Genomic DNA, 20,087 nt, shown 5'->3' with positions numbered 1-20,087 from the left:
CAGGGAGATTCAGATACACTTAACCCAGCGTTAAACTGCATGGCAGACAACATGTTACACATCATCCAATCGAACAGAATGGAAATCTTGCAGGCGCAACTCTGCACATTAATTAAATCTGCTCCGCTCGCGAGCCCTTTCGAAAAAGAAACTGTATTGGTACAGTCTCCAGGTATGTCTGAATGGCTGAAGCTTGGCATGAGTCAACAATTGGGGATCAGTGCACAAGTGGATTTTCCGTTACCTTCTAGTTTTATTTGGAAGCTATATCAAACGTTTATTGATGATGTGCCAAGTGAGTCCGCATTTAACAAAGGCAACATGGCGTGGAAGCTCTTTACGATATTGCCCAACTGTATCGATGACCCAAGTTATATTGCCTTAAAGCGTTATTTAGGCGAAGACCCTTCTCGTATTAAACTGTTTGCGCTGTGTGAAAAGATTGCCGACGTATTTGACCAATACTTAATGTATAGACCAGAGTGGATTGAGCTTTGGGGGCAAGGTCAAGATAGCCTCCTAGACGTTGATGTTGCGGCTATTGCACCTTGGCAGCCAGATCTGTGGCGACGCTTGGTAAGTCATGTAGTAGAGCTTGAGCAAAGTCCATATCATCGCGCTAATATGCACGAACAGTTATTACAGGCTTTAAACGATGCTGAACCAGAAAAACTCCCAGAACGGATCTGTATTTTTGGACTCTCGGCCATAGCCACAAGCCAATTAGAGATCTTTCAGGCTCTTGGTAAAAAAACCAATGTATTTCTGTTCTTTTTTAACCCCAGTGAGCATTATTGGGGCGATTTGGTGGATGAAAAAACGCAAGCCAAAGTTGCTGCAAAATATGCCAAGAAGCCTGAGCTTGAAGCAAAAGATGGCGAGTATTACTATGTTGGTAACCCCTTATTGTCTTCGTGGGGAAAACTCGGACGAGACTACTTTGAGCAGTTATTGCAACTAGACGCGAGCTGGTTAGACGGCTTTGACGGTGAGTTTGATGACCATTTGCTTGGCCAAGTACAGCAAGAAATCTACCAATTGGCGTTTAAAGGAGAGTCGCTAACGGCTGATCCAAACTGGTTTGTCTCTGATGAGGGCAAATTGCCAATCACGGTGGATGACCGTAGTCTAGTGTTTCAGGATTGCCACACGCCACTGCGTGAAGTGGAGCGACTGCACGATTACTTACTGAATCTGTTTGAGCAAAATCCAGCGCTTACCCCTAAAGATGTAATCGTAATGATGCCCGATGTTGGTGCCTATTCACCATTTATCAAAGCGGTTTTTGATAGTACCGAAGAAGTCCTTCGCATTCCATATGCGATTTCAGACTTGGCCATTGAACAAGAGCGACCCATACTCACGTCTTTTATTACCTTAACCGACTTACCTAATAATCGCTTTTGTGTGTCTGATATTTTAGATTTGTTAGGGGTAACACCGATTGCGGAGCAGTTCCACCTTGAAGCTCATGAATTTGATTTGATCCGTTATTGGCTGGAACAGGTGAATGTGAAATGGGGCATAAATGAACAGCATAAGCGAGAGTATGGTCTGCCCAAAATATCGCTAAACACTTGGCAACATGGCTTAAACCGGCTGCTTTTAGGCGTTGCAACCAACGACGAGCTCACCTCGTTTGCATCAATTTACCCAGCAGATGAAGTCGAGGGTATGTCGGTCGCTGTATTAAATAAGCTGATTGGCTTTATTGATGCCTTAATGTGGCTGAAGCAAGCGCTGAGCAAAGAACAAACCTTAGTGCATTTTGCCACTACCTTACGAGAGGCAATGACACTGTTTTATGCTTCTGAATCGGAGCAAAGTTGGGACTTACTCAAGCTTGAGCAGATCATCGAGAATATTGAAAAGCATTATGAAAATGGCGATATTCAAGAGCCTGTGTCGGCAAAAATATTGGCTTATTTGGTTAAGCAAGGGGTAAAGGAAAAGGGCGTAGGGCAACGCTTTTTAGCTGGAGCCGTCAACTTTTGTACACTCATGCCGATGCGAGCAATTCCATTTAAAGTGGTGTGTATGCTCGGATTAAACGACGCCGATTATCCTCGTACGGTACAACCCATTGGTTTTGACTTGGTTGCGCACTCGACTCGAAAAAAAGGTGACCGCTCTCGTAAGCTTGATGACAGATACCTCTTTTTAGAGGCGTTACTGAGTGCACGAGAAAACCTTTACATCAGCTACATTGGTCGGTCATGTTTTAATAACGAAGCACAGGTACCTTCGGTGTTGGTCAGTGAGCTGGCTGAGTATCTAGAGCGTAGCTTTTATTTTGAAGACGCTCCTGAGCAGTCTGTGGTAGCTAGGCTAACGCAACAACTGCCGTTGCAACCATTTAATCCAGACCACTTTAAAGCAGGAGCGCTGCAAAGTTATAACCAAACTTGGTTATGGCAGCATACACCTGTTCAAAAACCACAGGACAAGCCGTTACAGGTGGTGCTAGATACTGAAATAGAGTTTAGCGAATTGCTGCGCGGAGTCTGTGAGCCACAAAAACTATTTTATCAGCAATCTCTTGGTGTAAAGCTCAAGCCCGTAGAGGCATTAAGCCCAGACGAAGAGCCTTTTGCATTGAATGCTTTGGAGCGCTATCAATATCTAGACGAAGTCCTTGAGGCGCAACTGCAGCAAAAGCCCCTGAATATTGAACAAATCCTACAGCGAGGTTCATTACCGCAGGCCAACATTGGCAAGCTCCAGTTAGATGGGCTATTAACGCGTGTAGAACCTATGGTACGTGTGCTGACTCCTTTGCTCATTGAGCCTAAAGAACCTATCGAACTCAAGCTGCAACTCGATGATCATATGGTGGTGGGATGGCTCGATAGTTTGTATGAAAACCGTCAAGTGTATTATCGCAGTGCTAGCATTAAGGCTAAAGACTTGATTAAAGGTTTTCTACACCACTGCGCCGCTTGTGCAATGGGGCAAGAAGTCACCACCTATATTGTTGGTTTAGACCAAAGCATTCAGTTTACAGTGTTGGGGCAGCAACAATCGCAGACATATTTGCAGCAGTGGCTGGCTTTTTATAAACAAGCACTTAGTGAACCACTGCCATTTTTTGCCAATACCAGCATGGAGTTTGCCAAGACGCAAGACATTAAAGCAGCGGCCAGCAAATTTAAACCACAATATATAGGTCGCGGTGAGGGAGAAGACCCTTATGTGCAACTTTGTTTTGATGATTTATCGGCCCACGAGCAACGTTTTTGTGAATTAAGTCTGGCTTTATTCGAGCCGATACTAACCATTGCAACGGAGGTGGCTCATGGAAATGCTTAATCCCATCACCATGCAACTGAGTGGACAAAATCTCATTGAGGCCAGTGCTGGTACAGGTAAAACCTACACCATCACCGGCCTTTATCTACGCTACTTACTTGGCTTGCGGACCCCTGGTGAGCATACCGAGCCGTTAAGCGTTGAGCAAATACTTGTGGTTACCTTTACCGAAGCCGCGACGCAAGAGATCAAAGACAGGGTACGAAAACGCATCATCCAAGCGAGAGATGTGTTACTGGGCGAAACAATCAACGACGACTTGATAACCGCAATCCTTGAGCAAATTGAAGATAAAAAACGAGCTTTTGATCTTCTCGATGCGGCAGCGAAGTCGATGGATGAAGCGGCTATTTTCACCATTCACGGCTTTTGCCAACGAATGCTAAAGCAGCATGCTTTTGAATCTAAGGTGGCATTTAACCTTGAGTTTATTCTTGATGAGAGTGAGCTGATTGACGCTGCGATGGCAGATCATTGGCGACGCTTTGTGTACCCTTTAGACGAAGAAAAGACCCAAGCTGTGGTCGAACAGTTTGCTACGCCATATGCACTTGCAAAGCAAGTCAGGCCGTTACTTAGCAAAGAAAACGCTGATATTCAGCCTGCGATGTCACTAGATGCGGTGTTTGCCGCGCGAGAAAAGTACCAAACGCTAGCACTTTGGTTAAAGGCTGAAATCGTCAAAACGGATTATCTTAATGTACTCAGAAGTGCGGGCTTGGCTGGTAATCGCACACCTGGTCACAAAAACAACTTGCAAGCACTTGAAAACTATGTGAATAGTGAACAGTGGTGGTTTGAGTTCGGCACTAGCAATTACTCATTCGGTTTATGGGGAAGCGAAAGTCTGGCCGATCCTAAGCATTACAAAAAGAATACAGTGCCTTTGCAGCATGAGCTTATTCGCCATTTTGATACGTTAGCTGAGTTACATCAGTTAGTTGCCAGTGGTCTTCGCATTGCGCTGGTACAGCAAGCGGTGAGCGAAGTGAGATCCTTACTTCAGGCTCATAAAGAAGAATATGGGTTAATTTCACCCGACGATCTGCTAAAACAGTTACATCACGCATTGCTAGGCGATAGCGGTGAAAGCTTAAGTGAGAAGATAGCGCAGCAATATCCCGTTGCCATGATCGATGAGTTCCAAGACACGGACCCAGTGCAATACGGCATTTTTAGCCAAATTTACAAGCGTGAACAGACCGCTTTGACGATGATTGGCGATCCAAAGCAAGCGATTTATGGTTTCCGTGGGGCGGATATTTTCACTTACATTGGAGCTAAAAAGGAGATTGCGAGTAATAACCAATTTACACTCGCTACTAACTATCGCTCCGACAGTGACGTTGTGGCTGCGGTAAATACCATTTTTACACGTCACCCAAATAGCTTTATCTACAACAAAGATATTCCTTTTGTCGAGGTGAGTGCAAAAGGCAAAGCCCAGGATGCACGCTTTGTTATTGATGGTGATAAGCATAGCGCCTTGTGTTTTAGCCTGCTACCAAATGATGATGAAGCGCTGAATAAAAGTGCCGCACAAGCCGGTTTGAGCCAAGCATTTGCGGCTAAAGTCGCCACCTTGGTAGAAAAGGGGCAAGCTGGGCTGGCTAAGATTGGTGAACAACCCGTGGTGCCCGCCGATATTTGTATTTTGGTACGTGATCGTATTGAAGCCAGTGTAATGAAACGTGCTTTGAGTCAGCGTGGGATTGCCAGTGTCTATCTTGCCAGAGACAGCGTATTTAGCCAGCCGTTAGCGATAGCCTTATATCAATTATTAGAAGTGCTGCATGGTAGTTATGATGAGGCTGCCCTCAGAGGGGTACTCGCAGGACCTTTGTTTAACCTAGAACATCAAGCATTGTATGACCTGCAATTTAACGAACAAGAGTGGCAGCATTATTTGCAACTCTTCAGCGAATTAACTCAGTTGTGGTATCGCTCTGGTGCAATGGCAATGTTGGAGCGCCTGCTCACTGCGTGCGAGCTCCCTGTTATATGGCGACAAAAGGGTATTGAGGTCGAGCGTTGGCTTACCGATTTTCGTCATTTAGCTGAGCTTCTCCAACATAAACAGCTGGAGCTAGATGGTAGCGGTCGAGTGTTACGCTGGTTCTTATCACAATTGAATAATGCGCAAAGTGATAGCAGTCAGATCCGTTTAGAAAGCGATGCTAACCTCGTTAAAATTGTCACGATGCACGCGTCAAAAGGGCTCGAGTATCCCATTGTTTTTATGCCCTTTGCACTTGGCTATCGGGAATCAAATACATGCATCTATCATCAAGGGGAGAAACTTGTTGTTGACCTTGACGCAGATGATGAGGCAAAAGAAAACGCCGAACAGGAGCGCCTAGCGGAAGACATTCGTTTGCTATACGTTGCGCTCACCCGAGCTGTGCATTATTGCGAGCTGGGGTTGTATGATATCCAACAAGGCAGAAGTAAAAAGTCAGCATTACATAAAACCGCGTTAGGGTTTGCATTATTTGGCGCAAAGACTTTTGATAGCGCAGAGGAATGGCAAAGCGAATTACAACAGCTTTGTGATGCACATGCCACCATGACTTTTACTTTGTTAGATCAAACCGAATATCCAAACCAAGTGATCACTGACTCGATAAACGAAGCGTCATCGCAGCTTTTTGCAAAAGCATTTACCGGTAGCATCGAGCGGCACTGGCGAACAACCAGTTTTAGTCAGCTCAGCTACCATACCCATCATGGTGATAAACCCGCAGGTGCCGTAGATGAAAACCATTTGCTCGATTTACCGGAGCAACGTCAAGAAAGTGAGAAGTCTGCTTATACCTTCCCCAAAGGGGCGAAGCCCGGCAGCTGTTTGCACGAAATTTTTGAACTGATAGATTTCACAGCCCCACATTTGCCACAAGGAGATGATAAGCTAACGCTGACTGATGCCGTCACTAAATCGCTGGATAAATATGGTATTGCCGAAGAATGGCAAGCAGCCACTAAGCAGTGGATAGCGAGCTGCTTAGCGACACCGCTAACACCTCATCCAGCACTACAATTGAGCCAGCTTAAGCCGGAACATTGTATTGTTGAAATGGAGTTTTACCTGCCTCTGAAACCCCTGAGTGCGGTAAAACTTAATAAGATCTTAAGTGATATTACGGGGCAAAAGTCATTTTTGAATTTTGACGATGTTAAAGGCATGCTAAAAGGCTTTATTGATTTGATCTTCCAATGGCAAGAGCAATTCTTTGTCCTTGATTACAAGTCAAACTATTTAGGCGACAGCCCAGACGATTATCAACACGATAATCTAGATGCGGCAATGTCTTCTCATCAATATCATTTACAATATATGATTTATACCGTTGCTCTGCATCGTTTATTAAAACAACGCCTGCCTAACTACCAACCGCAGCAGCATTTAGGGGGGAGCTACTATCTATTTTTACGTGCGCTACCCGATGAGCAAGGTATTTTCTTTAATCAATTAAGTGTTGAGCAAGTGCTACAACTTGATGCGTTATTTGAGGAGTCTGTATGAGTCAACTAAGTATGGACTTTGATGCCTTTGATCATCACGGTTTTATTGACCTTTTGCTAGAACATAAGCGCATCGGGAAAGCCGACTTGGCATTGGCCAAATTATTAAATGAACAGCGCCTCGATGATTACTTGTATGTATTTTTACTCCTGTTAATCACGCACTCCCGCCAGCATAGTTGTTTGGTGCTTGATGAGATAAATTGGCAGGATCCATTTGACTTGGGTTACCTTATTGACAGCGATGGCGAAGTATTATCGCCATTTATAAGCGTACCAGTGACAGTCGAGGCGCTTGCGCAGCATCAGGCTGTTGGTGAGGATAAACCGCTCAGGCTCTATGGAAGCAAGCTTTATTTAGCCCGGCTGGCCAATTACGAAGCAAAACTTGCTGGCCATTTTGAGATGCTGGCAACAGCACAGGTTACGCTGGATGAGGAAAGACTCGGTGCTTTGTTAGACACCTATTTTCCACCTCAAGAAGTGACAGCAGAAATTGATTGGCAAAAGGTGGCTTGCACCCTTGCCATTGTAAAGCGTTTTTGTGTGATTACCGGTGGACCCGGTACAGGCAAAACCACCACTGTCACTAAGTTGCTGGCAATTTTGCAGTCGCTATACGAACGTGCGCCTTTGACCATTAAGCTGGTCGCGCCAACAGGCAAAGCGGCAGCTAGGTTAAGCGAGTCTATTATTGGGGCAAAGGCTAAGCTAAATTTGCCACCTGATTTGGCTAAACTATTGCCAGAGCAAGCACAAACGATTCATCGTCTACTCGGTGTTATTCCTAATAGTTTGCACTATCGTCACAGTCAAGATAACCCACTGCACTTGGATGTACTGATTGTCGATGAAGCTTCCATGGTTGATTTGTCTTTGATGGCAAAGCTGGTGGATGCACTACCTAAACATGCCAGATTGATTTTATTAGGGGATAAAGATCAGCTAGCGTCGGTAGATACCGGTAATGTACTCAGTGATTTATGCGAGAACTTAACACTTGGGCAAGCGCCAAATTATAGTGATGAACTTAGCTCGAAATTGGCGCACTTAAGTAAGCAGTCACTACCACAAACAAATCATGAAACTGCTCAGTTTATACTTGAGGATAACCTCGCATTTTTACAAAAGAGCCATCGTTTCGATAGCAATAGCGGCATCGGTCAATTGGCGTTTGCTGTGAATAGTAACAATAAGCGGAAATTAGACTCAGTAATAAAACAAGGCTTTGCTGATCTCCAGTTACATGAACTCAATAGCGATGCTTACAATGCGTTAATTGCACGCGCGGCAGAGCATTATCGACGTTATCTTGAGGCAATTCACAGCGCGCAGAGTGAAGCTTACATACACAGCGAATTCGCCAGTTATCAACTACTGGCGGCCGTACGTGAAGGACCATATGGTGTCAATGAGTTAAACCGTAGGATTGAGCTCAAACTCAGTCAACTGGGCCTGATCCAACCTAACGGGCGCTTTTACGTCGGTATGCCGATTATGATCACGCAAAACGATTATCAGCTAAAGCTCTTTAACGGAGACATTGGGATTATTCTGCGAGATCAACAGGGCGAGTTACAGGCTTCGTTTATAGATGAACAAGGAAATGTTAGGCGTTTTTACCCTGCAAGGTTGCCGAGCTTCGACAGAGTTTATGTTATGACAATACATAAGTCTCAAGGGTCGGAGTTCGCTCATACGGCGATGATTTTGCCCCCAATACAGCGTGCCCAGCAAGGTATTAACCGACAACTTATTTATACTGGTATTACTCGAGCTAAAAAGCAATTCGAATTGGTTGCACAATATAAGGTTTTGCTCAGCGGCATGAATAGAAGTGTGAGTCGCAGCAGTGGTCTTAGAAGTCGTCTCTCGACAAAATAAAAGATGAATTTTATGTTAAAAACTTGTTTTGTTTTGTGGTTTGACTAAGGTTAATGTGAGCTTGAAAGCTAGCTCGCCCAGTGAGTAGACTTGCCGTCAGTTAACTCCTTAACTGACGGCGTTTTTTTAAAACTTAAGTTTTTCCATTAAGGTATTTGGGTCTATTTCAAGTTCATCCAGTAAAGACCAACGCGTTTGTTTTTGTACGCTACCTTTCCCTAAAATCCAATAATCGTAAGTCTTGTTGATATGACCATTGGTTTGCTGAATACTTAGCCAAGCATTGACATAGCTCAGTAGGTCTTGATTACGTTTTGCAACGGCAAAGCCAACAGGGTACTTTAAGCTTGCCCCTTCAGGGACAACCACACCAAACTCGGGGTAAAACATGCTCCAAGCAAAGCCTGCTTCTGCGCTAATCACCAGAGCGTCATATTCTTGTGGATGTTTAAAATAGTGTTGGAGATTATTAATACTGGATATCTTCACTTTAGGATTCTGTTGCGCTAACTGTTTTAAGAGCGGCGCGTATTCAACATGAGCTAAATTCAGCTTATCAAGCGTTAACAGTGCAGACTTATCGGCAAACTTTTTCAAGTCATGATCTTTGGCCAATAGTGCCAATTGTAACTCCAGCACTTTGTCGCTAAAACGGACGTTTTGTAAGTCAGCAATATTGATTTCAAGGCCAGACATGGCAATATCAAAATATCCTTTATTGAGATACTCTGCGAGTTGTGGCTTTTTAAACGGAATAAATTCAATTCTTACTTCTAGATCTGAGGCCAATCTATGCGCCAAACTAACATCAAAGCCGACTAACTGATCGTTTTGGTTAAAGTAGCTAAACGGTACATTATCAACCAAGTAGCCAACGCGCAGGAGATCACGTTTCTTAATCACATCAATATTGGTTAGTGACAACTCGCCACTTTGATAAGCTTTTGGCACGTAACTTAATACATGGGCAGGAACTGTGTCAGAAATTACCATGTTGGCGATCGCTTCGTCTGCGGACTTACTTTGTTGGCCTAAGTAATGGTTTGCAGTAAAACTCAGCAGCATAAAGGCAGGAAGTAAAGCGGATAATAAAGTTAAATAGTACACCGAGCGCACGCGTTTAAAATGTAGCTGTTTACGGTTGATAAAGATGCACAGAAATACAAAGGCAAAAATATACACCACGGTAGTGGGAGAAACCACTTTTGCAGTCAACACCGACATAGATAAATACAGCTGATAAGTATCAGCAGGCACGCGCAAAATGTCCAGCAAATACGGAATAGCAATATGGACGTTAGCAAAGTAGCTAAGCATTGCCGACAAAGACACGTTAGGTATTTGTTCGATGCCAATTTGATTACCCGTTAGCCACGCAGCAAAAGACACAAAAATTAAGGTAGTCAGCTTGCCCAAACTGGGAAAGGTATAGGCGATAGGAACGAGCACCTCAGCAATATGGTCTGAGCTTTCATCACTTTGTTTAATTTTGCGCAAGTGATCCTTAATCCCCTCGGTAATAACAGGCAAAACGATAAAAACATTACCGGTACTAAAGGCGGTGATCCAAGCATTACGCATGACCATAATTAAATCTCGATATTTCACTGGGGTTAGGGCCGCGACTAGCATAGGGAGCAATACCAACATTAAATAGGTGCCCACACACAACACCACAACCCAATAAACCTGTAATTCTGAAAGTTCTTCTGCACTCATGGTGCCTGCTGTGCTGGCGGTCATGGCAAAAATGCCAATTGGAAAAATAGCGATAATTTTTTTAGAGATGACCGATAAGCCTTGCCCAACCACTTCCAACACATCCAATAAACGATTTTTCTTTTGGTTAGAGATAAGTGCCATGCCCAGTGCGATACAAAATATCACCAAAGCTGGTACATTACCTTCCGCCATAGAAGCAAATGGATTTGAAGGAATGTAATGCTTAACAAAATCGACTTCTGGTGCGGCAGCGACCAAAGCGGGAGAGAAGAATGTACCTGCGTCGTGGGCCGGTAGTGTCATGATAAAACACCAGATCACCGCAAGGCCAATGACCCAAATTGAGATCATCACAAACGCGGCTTTTGCTAAAATGCTTTTAACTTGATCGGGATTGAACTTTCCTAAGCCGACGATAAGACTAACGACGATATAAGGCAGGATGGTGATCTGCATTAGGTTAACGAAACCCGTCCCAATGGGTTTTAAAAACGATAGTCGTTCACCAAAAACTAAACCAGCAAAAATGCCAAGTACGAGTGCCCAAAGCATCCAGTTAATGTTTTTTAAAAAGTTAAGCAATTTCGTCATCAGCTCAGTCAAAAAAAGAGCGGTATTTTAATTAGCTTAGCTTAAAACATACTGAATGCTTGCGCGATTTGATTACAAATTATTGAGTGTTTACTCAAAGTTCATAATCATCCCCATTTTTGGCACGGTAACAGGCCTTTCCTACTGGCTGTTGGACGCCATGATAAAAACTCATCCATAACTTTTGTAGTTGTGTTTTGGTCTTTTTACCAACAACAGAAGCCAACGGCGTTTCTACCACAATATCTTCAATATGTGCGTTATCAAATTGGCCCAGTGCGCCAGTACGGTTAAACGTAATTTCGACATGTAAGCCATCATCTTGCTTTAACAAAATCGCGTCTGGTGCTTCTCGGTGACCGCAAAGAGCGACAAACTGGCGACAATTTTTTAGACCACAATGTGTACCGTTGGCAAAAAATGCCAGTAGGTGATTGTAATAAATCACATAGTCAGTGACTTCTTGGTGTGAGCCAAATTCTAACGGACATTGCTCATCTAAGTACTGCTTTGCAAGCGCTGACTGTTGCGTTTTTGTTCTGTCAATTAATTGCTCTGAATGCGGTTGTAATTGCGCTGCCATGATCCACCTCTTTGTGCATGTTGTCATAAATTAAGAAATATATTCTGGTTGTTTCGTGTACATTTTGAGTGTAAGTTAAATATTCAAATAATTTCACAAAAAGAATTTCACAGTGTGAATTTCACAAAAATGGGGATGTGAAATCATGGCAAAAGTAGCAAGTTTAATTAGAAAGTCGCACTTCTTAGGGACTAAAATAAGAAATCTAAGAAAACGTAACCATCTGACTTTAGAAGACTTATCTGCTCGTTGTATTAAACAAGATCCTGCCAGCGCACCATCCGTTTCTTACTTGTCTATGATCGAGAGAGGGCAGCGAACACCGAGCGAAGCCATGCTGGAAAACTTCTCAACTGTATTTCAAAAGCCCATTGATTGGTTTTTAGACAGTCAGCCCGAGGCGCCAGAAATTGCACCAGACAAAGGTAACTTTGGTGGCATTATGGGGATGGCACTCGAGCCTAACTTTTTATTTGCAAAAGAAATCCTACAGATTGCGATCCCCGAGATGTTGTCTCAAGCTGGTATTAGCGGTAGGCAATTTGCGCATTTACTGATCCGCGCCCATCAAGAGCACCATCAAAACCACTTTCCTGATTTAGAGCGTGCTGCTGATGAGGTGGGGGGCAAGAACCTGTACTTGAGCTGTGATGATTTAATCTCAATTTTGACAGCAAAAGGGCGAAAAATTGAGTGGTTTGAGCAGCCATCTTCAGTGGGAGAGGGAATGGTAACCTCTTATTTTAAAGAGCCGAATGTGGTTTTCATCAACCGTACTTTGCGCTCTCACCCCGCGAGAATGAAGTACGATTTAGCGGTTCATATAGGTCATGCTGTGTTGCACAATAGTGAAGGGCTCGAATGTGTGTTAACGACGGGGGAGAGTCGTAAGAATAGCGATAATCCTGACCACGATACACCAAACGCTCAAGACATTTTGAGTGCCTGGCAGGACTTTGAGTCGAGCTTTTTTGCTGGAGCATTATTGTGCCCGCGTACGCCCTTCAGACAACTACTTGAAAGTAGAGGATATGATGTGCGGGTTCACGAACAGTTAGGTATTTCGGCTTCGGTTGCGATGCGTAGAATGACCTCGGTGTCACCTTATCCACATTGGCACTATTTTGATGCGTACCAAGCTGGCAAACTAAAAGCGGTTTATCGTGGTAATGGTATCCCTTTGCCATGGGGAAATATGCGTAGTGTTGCCGATCCATGCCAACACTGGGCGGTATTTAGAAAGTTCCATGATGATAGCAACAGTGCCAGTGCCCAACTTTCCATTCTGAATGTTAACGGCAAGCCACGTTTATATTGTTGTGAATCAGTCAAGATTGTTGATGTTGCGAAGCGGCCAAGGGTGTTGTGTGCAGGATTGGATTTAAATCCTGCAATTAATGCACAAGGAATTGACGCTGATGCACTAATTGGAGAGCTACAGCAAGCGTGCATTAGCCATGGGGGAGCGAGTGTTGTGCCTTATCATATGAAAACGCAATTGCTTAGAGTCGCAAAAATTTTAAATATTCAATGGATAGAGCGTGGGCTTGAAGGTTCCGTAAGGGTGATTTGTACGAGGGGAAAGACCTGCCCACGGCAACCAAGTTGTTATACCAATTTGTCTTAATACTTGCTCAATTTGAGGGAACAAATCACACACTAGCCCGTTGAAATTTCTTATTTAAAACAAGTAAATAAAAAAGCTTTATCCTGCTGATATGGATGTTGATACGTTGGCATGAGGAGGATGCGGTAGCGGTATTTTCGACAATATTTACTCGCCTTTGAGCAAATCACTAAATTGAGCAAGTTACTTTTATGAAGGGCTTGTGGAATCAGTTTTTTAGATTTTTTGTTGACTTTTTGATAATAATAGTTGAAAGGTTGCGTGTTGCGTGCCATATTTTCTGAGCAGATTGTTTACATCTGCTTGATTTTTCTTTCAACAATCATCTAGGAGACGACTATGTTTATTTATACCAAACAGTGCCCTAGTGATCTGCATGAATGTTCGGTCAACTACCACTTGAGCGAGTGGTTCGACGAGTAACCCCACCTGAGTTTTAAGCTAGCCCCAAGTGATTTTTGATCGCTGGGGTCGACACCAGTCCGTTTTGACTTGCACTAATCCAGCAACCTATGTTGTTGCACCAGTTAAATAGCAAAGTAGCACAGCACAAAGCGTGATCGACTTGGTGATGGCAATAATCGAATGTAAAGGTTATTGCGGCGCAAAGTTTGTATTACCTACTGGCTACATGGAACGGATTGGATAAAGTAACTATCTAATTCAGGTTAATATTATGAATAAAAACAACATTCTATCTGTATCACTAGCCACCTTATTATTTGTCACCCATCAAAGCGCTGCGTGTTTAAGCAGTGAAACTGAATTCAACGACACTGAAAGTAACGCTAATAGCGGTGTATGCAGCAATAAAATGATTAGCGGTGAGTTATCAAGGGGCGATATCGATTGGTTTTCGTTTCAAGTAACAGAGCCCGGAGCAATTGATGTATCGCTTGATCATAGCTCTGGGGATGACTTTGACTGGTTTTTATATCAAGAAACTGGACCTGCGGTGGCAACCGCAGAAACAAGTCAGGTGCCGGAGCAAGGAAGCTATTATGCTGATACGGTGGGAACGTATTACCTCAAGCTAACGCGTTACAGTGGTGCTGGATGGTATGATCTAACCCTTGACTTTAGCCAAGAGCAAACACCGCCGCCAAGCTCAGAATGTAATTATGGTAGTCGCCCATCTAAGCCTGGTGCGTTGAAGGCATACATTGCTGGTAATACTAGCGATACTTGCAATGCTTTAATATCAGGAAACGGTGCGACATTATTGATGGGAGGAGGGACAGACGTTGATGACGCATTTAGTCAACGAGTAGCGCCTCATGTTGGTAATGGCGCAGATGTGGTGGTGCTGCGTACTTCAGGTACCGATGCCTACAACGAGTACTTATTGGCGCTCATGGCCGCTGATTCTGTTGAAACGTTAATTGTAGACTCGATAAATAAAGCCAATGACCCTTACGTTGAGTGGGTTATTCGAAGCGCAGAATTTGTCTGGTTTGCAGGGGGAGATCAATCTGATTATTTAAATCAATGGCAGGGAACCCTAGTGCAAAGTGCGGTGCAGCATGTGTTTGATAAAGGAGGCGTCGTTGGTGGCACTTCTGCAGGTATGGCGCTAATGGCGGATAGTATTTATGACCCTGATGGTGTGCTTGGCGCGATATCTAGTGAAGTGGTCACTGACTTTTGCCACGAAACACTGAACTTTAGCAGTCGATTTATCGCCATTCCGATGCTAGATAATGCACTAACAGACACGCATTTCGCTGAGCGCGACAGAATGGGGCGAGCGGCGGTATCTTTAGCACGTCATAGTGCAAATCACTTCAACATCGCCGCAAGTGAATCAGCCTCGATATTCATTAATAAGGATGGTGATGGAGTTGTTGACGGTAGCTCAGAAGTCTACATATTGCGAGAAACCGCTCAAACACAGAGAATAAACTTAGCGTGTGGGCAGCCTGTTGAATATCAAAACTTTTTGCGTACAAAGGTATTACCAGGAGAAACCTATAATGTCTTTAGCCACGCTCATACGGGCAATACTCTTGAGGTAACAATTGACGGAAACCTAACTAACTTCTATGTGCCAAATAATCCATATTAGGGGTAGCCACAAGCAGCTAAAAAACGGCTAAATAATAAAAACCCAACGACTTCAAGGCTGTTGGGTTTTTTTATTGTACAAAGCAATACTTAACTGTTGGTTAAGTAATCTATCACTACTTGATGGTGTTCTTTGGTTTTAAACTTATTGAAAACATGCTTAATCGTACCATCTTGCCCCACCAGAAAAGAAAGGCGATGAATACCATCGTACTCTTTACCCATGAATTTTTTTAGACCCCAGACGCCAAACTCATCGGCAACTGCATGATCTTCATCTGATAGTAAGTCGAAATTGAGTTCTTTTTTGTTTTCAAAGTTCTTTAGCTTTTTCACCGGATCTGGGCTGATCCCAACGGCAATTGTATTTAGCGCTTTGAGGTCTGCTTTGTGGTCACGCAGGTTTTCTGCCTGAACAGTGCAGCCTGGCGTTAACGCTTTAGGGTAAAAATAGACTAAAACCTGGTGCGATTTTAACAAAGCCTCGAGCTCAACGGTTTCGTCATTTTGATTTTGCAGTGAGAATAATGGTGCTTTATCACCAGCTTTTAAAGTATTCATATAATGTCCTTAGCGAATGCGTCTAAATATGTAGTCTACGTTTAAGGAATGAGAAAGATCTTCGAACTGTACTTTAAAGTTGTCAATATCTACGTCGACAGGGATATTAAATTCAAGTTCACAGCGCATATGAAGCTCGTCACCCTGTTCAAAGGTATCTGATTTTAGAGAACAAATATTCACGCCTTGGGTTGCAAAGTAGCGAGTCACTTTACTTAGTGTACCAGGGGTATCTAGCCCTTCATACTCCAAGGTGTAACCAGCACTGTACTCGCCTTGTCGATGGCTAGAAGTGCGTTTCATCATGGTTAATAGGCCAAGCTCCATTCCTTTGGCTGGCAAGGTATGTTCTACACGGCTAATAGATGCCATGTCTCCAGCAAGTAGCATGATAAAGGTAAATTCATTACCTAGGATGGCGATACGACTGTCAATTATATTGCAGTTGCAGTCACTAACTAGTTGTGTCAATTCGCCAACAATACCAGATCTATCTTCGCCTATTGCTGTTAAGACGAGCTGATGGTTTGCATGCATGGTCATTTTTAAACCTCTGATTTCACGTAATGCGCTCAAGGGAAGGGGCGGCTTAGTCTTCACAAGTTTGTTTTTGCAACAGATTGGTATTGATACTAAGCAGTGTCTGCAAAGCATATTACTCTATGTTAATGGAGCGATAGCACAGTAGAAATACCAATCAAGCGCAGTCGTTTAAGTCCAAGTGAGGGCCAAGCGCCATATTGTGCTTAACCTGCCCAGAGAACGAAAATCAAACAGTAACGATAAACGTGCCTTAAATAGTCAACGCGAAATACTAACATATTTGAGTTTTAGCGCTAGCTCGTTGTAATAAAAAATAGAATCACCAGGGCTGCGCATGGTTGCTTGTTTTTCTAATGTATGACAAGTAACATAAGGCAAATTTTTGGCTGTGGAATGTCTGCCACGATATGTGGATGATTTGATGTCATAGCATTAACAATTCAAAGATTGTCAAATTTAGGCAACTTTGTGTGAACCAATTCGGCAATCCTAAATCATAAATTTGATTCGAATAATAATAGGGTTTGCTAAGGAGTAAATGAGTGCAGTATTGGATCCCAAAATCACTGGTTCTTGGAATTGCCGTGAGTTTAAGCGGTTGTAGTATTTTCACAAATGATGCACATCATGAGAGAAACTATCGTGCAAATGCGCCTGTGAAAGCGCCTGAAGGGCTATCACAGCCGTATCGTGATCCGGAGTTTGCGATGCCTGTAGGGCAATATGAAGTTGCCCCAGAACCAGTAAGTTATCGCGCACCACAACAGATTTTGACGGTTGCACATGGAAGTTGGGTTGAGCAAGGTGAAGAAGCCGCGCGGATCTTTTTTGATAAAAATGACGGTATTGAAGACTTACCTGCCTTTATTTGGAGTTCCGTTGATGGTGTACTTGCCATGCATGGAGCAGGTTTAGAGGTTGATAATAAACCCGAAGGTTTTGTCACTACTACATGGTATTCGCTTATTCAGCCAAAAGACGGTTGGTTTTGGGAAGAAAGTGAAGAACCTGCAAAGCAAAGATTTAAGTTTACTGTTGAGCAAAAAGAGCACCAGCGTACTGCCTCTATTTCATCCGAACTGGTTGATTACCAAGGAAGCAAAGCGTTGACTCCACTATTAAAGCGCCATTTGGAGGTTAGAGCTCTCAATGAAGTCATCATTGAGTTCGACTATCAATACCGCTTGCTTCAGGTTGAAATGCGCAAACGTCAGGGAGTGCTTGCACTTGAACTTGGCTTTGACAAGAATGGCAATGCGGCACTCTTGACTGAAAAAGGACAGGAAGCTGTACTTGACCGTTTTTCTAATTTCCTAGAAAGAAGTAACTTTACGGTTGTACGTGTTGATAGAGAGGAGCAAGAAGTACTGGTTCGGTATGAAGCACCAGAAAACAGCGTGTGGGATTCAATCTGGGGCGATGAAGCGGTGGCACTACCAATAGAAGATGGTGATTACACGATTAATATCGCACAAGCGCAGGATACGCGAACGTCAATTACCTGGAAGGATAGTAAAGGTGATGTACTAGATGCAAATACAATGAATAATCTGCATCAAGCCTTGATCACTTTGCTTAGGCAAAAGGGTCTAACAATCTAATAAATATTATAATTTCAAAACGAAAAGAGCTTCGGCTCTTTTCTTTGTTTTTGTGGAAGTAAAAAATGACAGAGAGCACTGTGACAACACGCACCACCTTGCAAACGTGGTTTGCGTTTATTGTACCGTCATTGATTGGTATTTTTTTATTTATGACACCTGTAGCGGTAGGCGAGGCGATGACCATCCCTATTGCTGTGATGGCTAAATGGTTACAAGCGCAAGTGGCGCCGTTTATTCGAGACATGATTGTCGCTATTGTGTGTATTACAGGTATCATGAGTTTGATAATAAAACTCTTTAAACCCCAAGCGCTATTAAAAATAACCATAATAAAGCACTTGTTTGACGTTAGCTGGATTTGGTTGATCACCAGACTCGTCGGCATGGTGTTTATTGTGCTTACCTTCAATGGTGTTGGTCCAGAAGCGATTCACTCAGAGAATACCGGTGCGCTGGTGTTGAATGATCTACTACCCGTTTTGTTTTCCGTCTTTATCTTAGCTGGTTTATTACTGCCACTTTTGCTTAATTTTGGCTTGCTTGAAATGGTCGGCACACTCCTGACCAAAGTGATGCGTCCGCTATTTGGCGTGCCGGGTCGTAGTGCTGTAAACTGCGTGGCTTCTTGGCTTGGTGATGGTAGTGTGGGGATTTTGATGACCGCTCGTCAATATGAAGACAAGCACTACACACAGCGAGAAGCTGCGATTATTGGTACTACCTTCTCTGCGGTTTCAATTACTTTCTGTTTAGTTGTAATTGGCCAAGTAAAGCTAGAACATTTATTTGCGCCGTTTTACCTGACCGTTTGTGCAGCTGGCTTTGTAGCTGCGATTATCGTGCCGCGGTTACCGCCACTTAGGTTTAAAAAAGACATCTACGTTGATGGTAGTGATCATAACGAGGACTCAGAAGCCGTGCCAGAAGGAAAAGGATTACTCAGTCATTCCTTGAATGTAGCATTGACAAAAGCGAGAACTGCCCCCGGAATTAAAGGCACGGTAGAAGAAGGCGTACATAACGCCCTAGATATGGTGTTTGCAGTGTTGCCAGTAGTGATGGCGGTGGGTACGTTTGCGTTGATCATTGCTGAGCATACTCCAGTATTTCAATACTTAGGCACGCCATTTGTGCCTTATCTAGAGCTACTTAACGTGGCAGAAGCTGAAAAAGCGGCGCAAACTATCGTTGTTGGTTTTGCCGATATGTTTATTCCTTCCATTCTAGCTGCTGGGTCAATTGAAAGTGATACAACCAGATTTATCGTAGCTGCTATGAGTGTTACTCAGTTGATTTATATGTCGGAAGTTGGTGCGTTATTGTTAGGCAGTAAAATCCCAGTGAATTTATGGGAGTTGTTTGTGATCTTCATTCTCAGAACGCTGGTTACACTTCCTGTTATTGTGCTTATGGCCAAGTGGATGGTGGGGTAAACTAAGGCCGAGATACCTTATCTGAAGCGCTGATAAATCAAATACGAAAAAGGCTAGTGAGATCACTAGCCTTTTTAATGATTATAGTATGAATGAAAGCCTGTTTAGAAAGCTCGCATTGTACTACCTAATAGTTCAACGCGTGCAGCTTTAACTGCTGCTGTTTGGATCAGCTTATTTTGGATATCTTTCAATTCAGCTTTTTCGTTTCTTGGTTTGACAAGAGCAACATTATTCCCGAAATCTTTAATAACAATTAAGTCAAATGTCGAGGAGATATCATTGAGGTTGCCTTCATAATGTACCTTGATATTACCTGACACCACTTTGCTGTTACCCATATCATCAGACAAAACATCGCCTTTGTAATAGCCTTCAGAATCTGTTTTCGCAGACTCCACAAAAGCGATACCGTGTTGAACTTTTATTGTCTTATCTGGGTCAGCAATAGCCACCGGTATAATTGTAACGCCACTGTCTTTTTTGAAAACTGGAGTTACCCCCGTAGTACTAGCCGGCTTCAACGTATTTATATTTGAAACAGGTAGGTTTAATGGTTTAAGGTCTGTTTCAGCTATTGTTGCCATCGCATTAAGTGATATTGCTGCAGAAAGCAAAATAAGTTTATTTATATTCATGGTAGC

Annotated in this window: 12 protein-coding genes; 7 read left to right on the top strand and 5 right to left on the bottom strand. The window is 43.3% G+C overall.

Annotated elements, in window-relative coordinates; all coding sequences use genetic code 11:
* Positions 1-51 precede the first annotated feature (51 nt).
* From recC to recD, 3 genes are read left to right on the top strand one after another with little or no spacing between them, the layout of a single operon-like run.
* Positions 52-3,309, top strand: a complete 3,258-nt coding sequence (gene recC, locus CEX98_RS10555; RefSeq protein WP_172439753.1) for an exodeoxyribonuclease V subunit gamma — start codon at positions 52-54, stop codon at positions 3,307-3,309.
* A complete protein-coding gene (gene recB / locus CEX98_RS10550) occupies positions 3,296-6,832 on the top strand; it encodes an exodeoxyribonuclease V subunit beta (RefSeq protein WP_099642033.1) in 3,537 nt (1,178 codons plus the stop codon). The genes recC and recB overlap by 14 nt, the downstream gene beginning before the upstream one ends.
* Positions 6,829-8,715 carry an exodeoxyribonuclease V subunit alpha gene (recD, locus tag CEX98_RS10545; RefSeq protein ID WP_099642032.1) on the top strand — a complete coding sequence of 629 codons (1,887 nt, stop codon included), beginning with the start codon at positions 6,829-6,831 and terminating at the stop codon, positions 8,713-8,715. Before recB ends, recD begins: the two co-directional genes overlap by 4 nt.
* Before the next feature lie 126 nt (positions 8,716-8,841).
* On the opposite strand, the gene CEX98_RS10540 is transcribed toward recD, so the two are convergent.
* Together CEX98_RS10540 and CEX98_RS10535 are read right to left on the bottom strand one after the other, a co-directional pair.
* On the bottom strand, positions 8,842-11,028 hold the full coding sequence (locus CEX98_RS10540; protein WP_099642031.1) for a cation:dicarboxylate symporter family transporter: 2,187 nt from the start codon (positions 11,026-11,028) through the stop codon (positions 8,842-8,844).
* 94 nt (positions 11,029-11,122) lie between these two features.
* Positions 11,123-11,611 (bottom strand): malate synthase, encoded by a 489-nt coding sequence (locus CEX98_RS10535; RefSeq protein WP_099642030.1) that lies wholly within the window; start codon positions 11,609-11,611, stop codon positions 11,123-11,125.
* Positions 11,612-11,756: 145 nt separating this feature from the next.
* Between CEX98_RS10535 and CEX98_RS10530 the strand changes: the two genes are divergently transcribed.
* Positions 11,757-13,238 carry a DUF3612 domain-containing protein gene (locus CEX98_RS10530; protein WP_099642029.1) on the top strand — a complete coding sequence of 494 codons (1,482 nt, stop codon included), beginning with the start codon at positions 11,757-11,759 and terminating at the stop codon, positions 13,236-13,238.
* Between the two features lie 676 nt (positions 13,239-13,914).
* Positions 13,915-15,303 (top strand): pre-peptidase C-terminal domain-containing protein, encoded by a 1,389-nt coding sequence (locus CEX98_RS10520; protein WP_099642027.1) that lies wholly within the window; start codon positions 13,915-13,917, stop codon positions 15,301-15,303.
* An 89-nt stretch (positions 15,304-15,392) separates the two neighbouring features.
* Here the strand turns inward: CEX98_RS10520 and bcp are convergent, their stop codons facing one another.
* Complete coding sequence (gene bcp, locus CEX98_RS10515; RefSeq protein WP_099642026.1) at positions 15,393-15,863, bottom strand: thioredoxin-dependent thiol peroxidase; 471 nt, start codon at positions 15,861-15,863, stop codon at positions 15,393-15,395.
* Between the two features lie 9 nt (positions 15,864-15,872).
* Positions 15,873-16,406, bottom strand: a complete 534-nt coding sequence (locus tag CEX98_RS10510) for a glycine cleavage system protein R (protein WP_099642025.1) — start codon at positions 16,404-16,406, stop codon at positions 15,873-15,875.
* A gap of 542 nt (positions 16,407-16,948) precedes the next feature.
* On the opposite strand from CEX98_RS10510, the gene bamC reads away from it, so the two are divergent.
* Both bamC and CEX98_RS10500 read left to right on the top strand, forming a co-directional pair.
* Complete coding sequence (bamC, locus tag CEX98_RS10505; protein WP_099642024.1) at positions 16,949-18,007, top strand: outer membrane protein assembly factor BamC; 1,059 nt, start codon at positions 16,949-16,951, stop codon at positions 18,005-18,007.
* A gap of 65 nt (positions 18,008-18,072) precedes the next feature.
* Positions 18,073-19,443, top strand: a complete 1,371-nt coding sequence (locus CEX98_RS10500; RefSeq protein WP_099642023.1) for a YjiH family protein — start codon at positions 18,073-18,075, stop codon at positions 19,441-19,443.
* 104 nt (positions 19,444-19,547) lie between these two features.
* Here CEX98_RS10500 and CEX98_RS10495 read toward each other — a convergent pair whose 3' ends face one another.
* A complete protein-coding gene (locus CEX98_RS10495) occupies positions 19,548-20,081 on the bottom strand; it encodes a hypothetical protein (RefSeq protein ID WP_099642022.1) in 534 nt (177 codons plus the stop codon).
* Positions 20,082-20,087 lie beyond the last annotated feature (6 nt).

This window comes from Pseudoalteromonas piscicida (assembly GCF_002744175.1).
GTDB lineage: Bacteria > Pseudomonadota > Gammaproteobacteria > Enterobacterales > Alteromonadaceae > Pseudoalteromonas > Pseudoalteromonas piscicida_B.
Note: the sequence above shows the minus strand (reverse complement) of the source record. Positions and strands in the feature narration are given on the sequence as shown.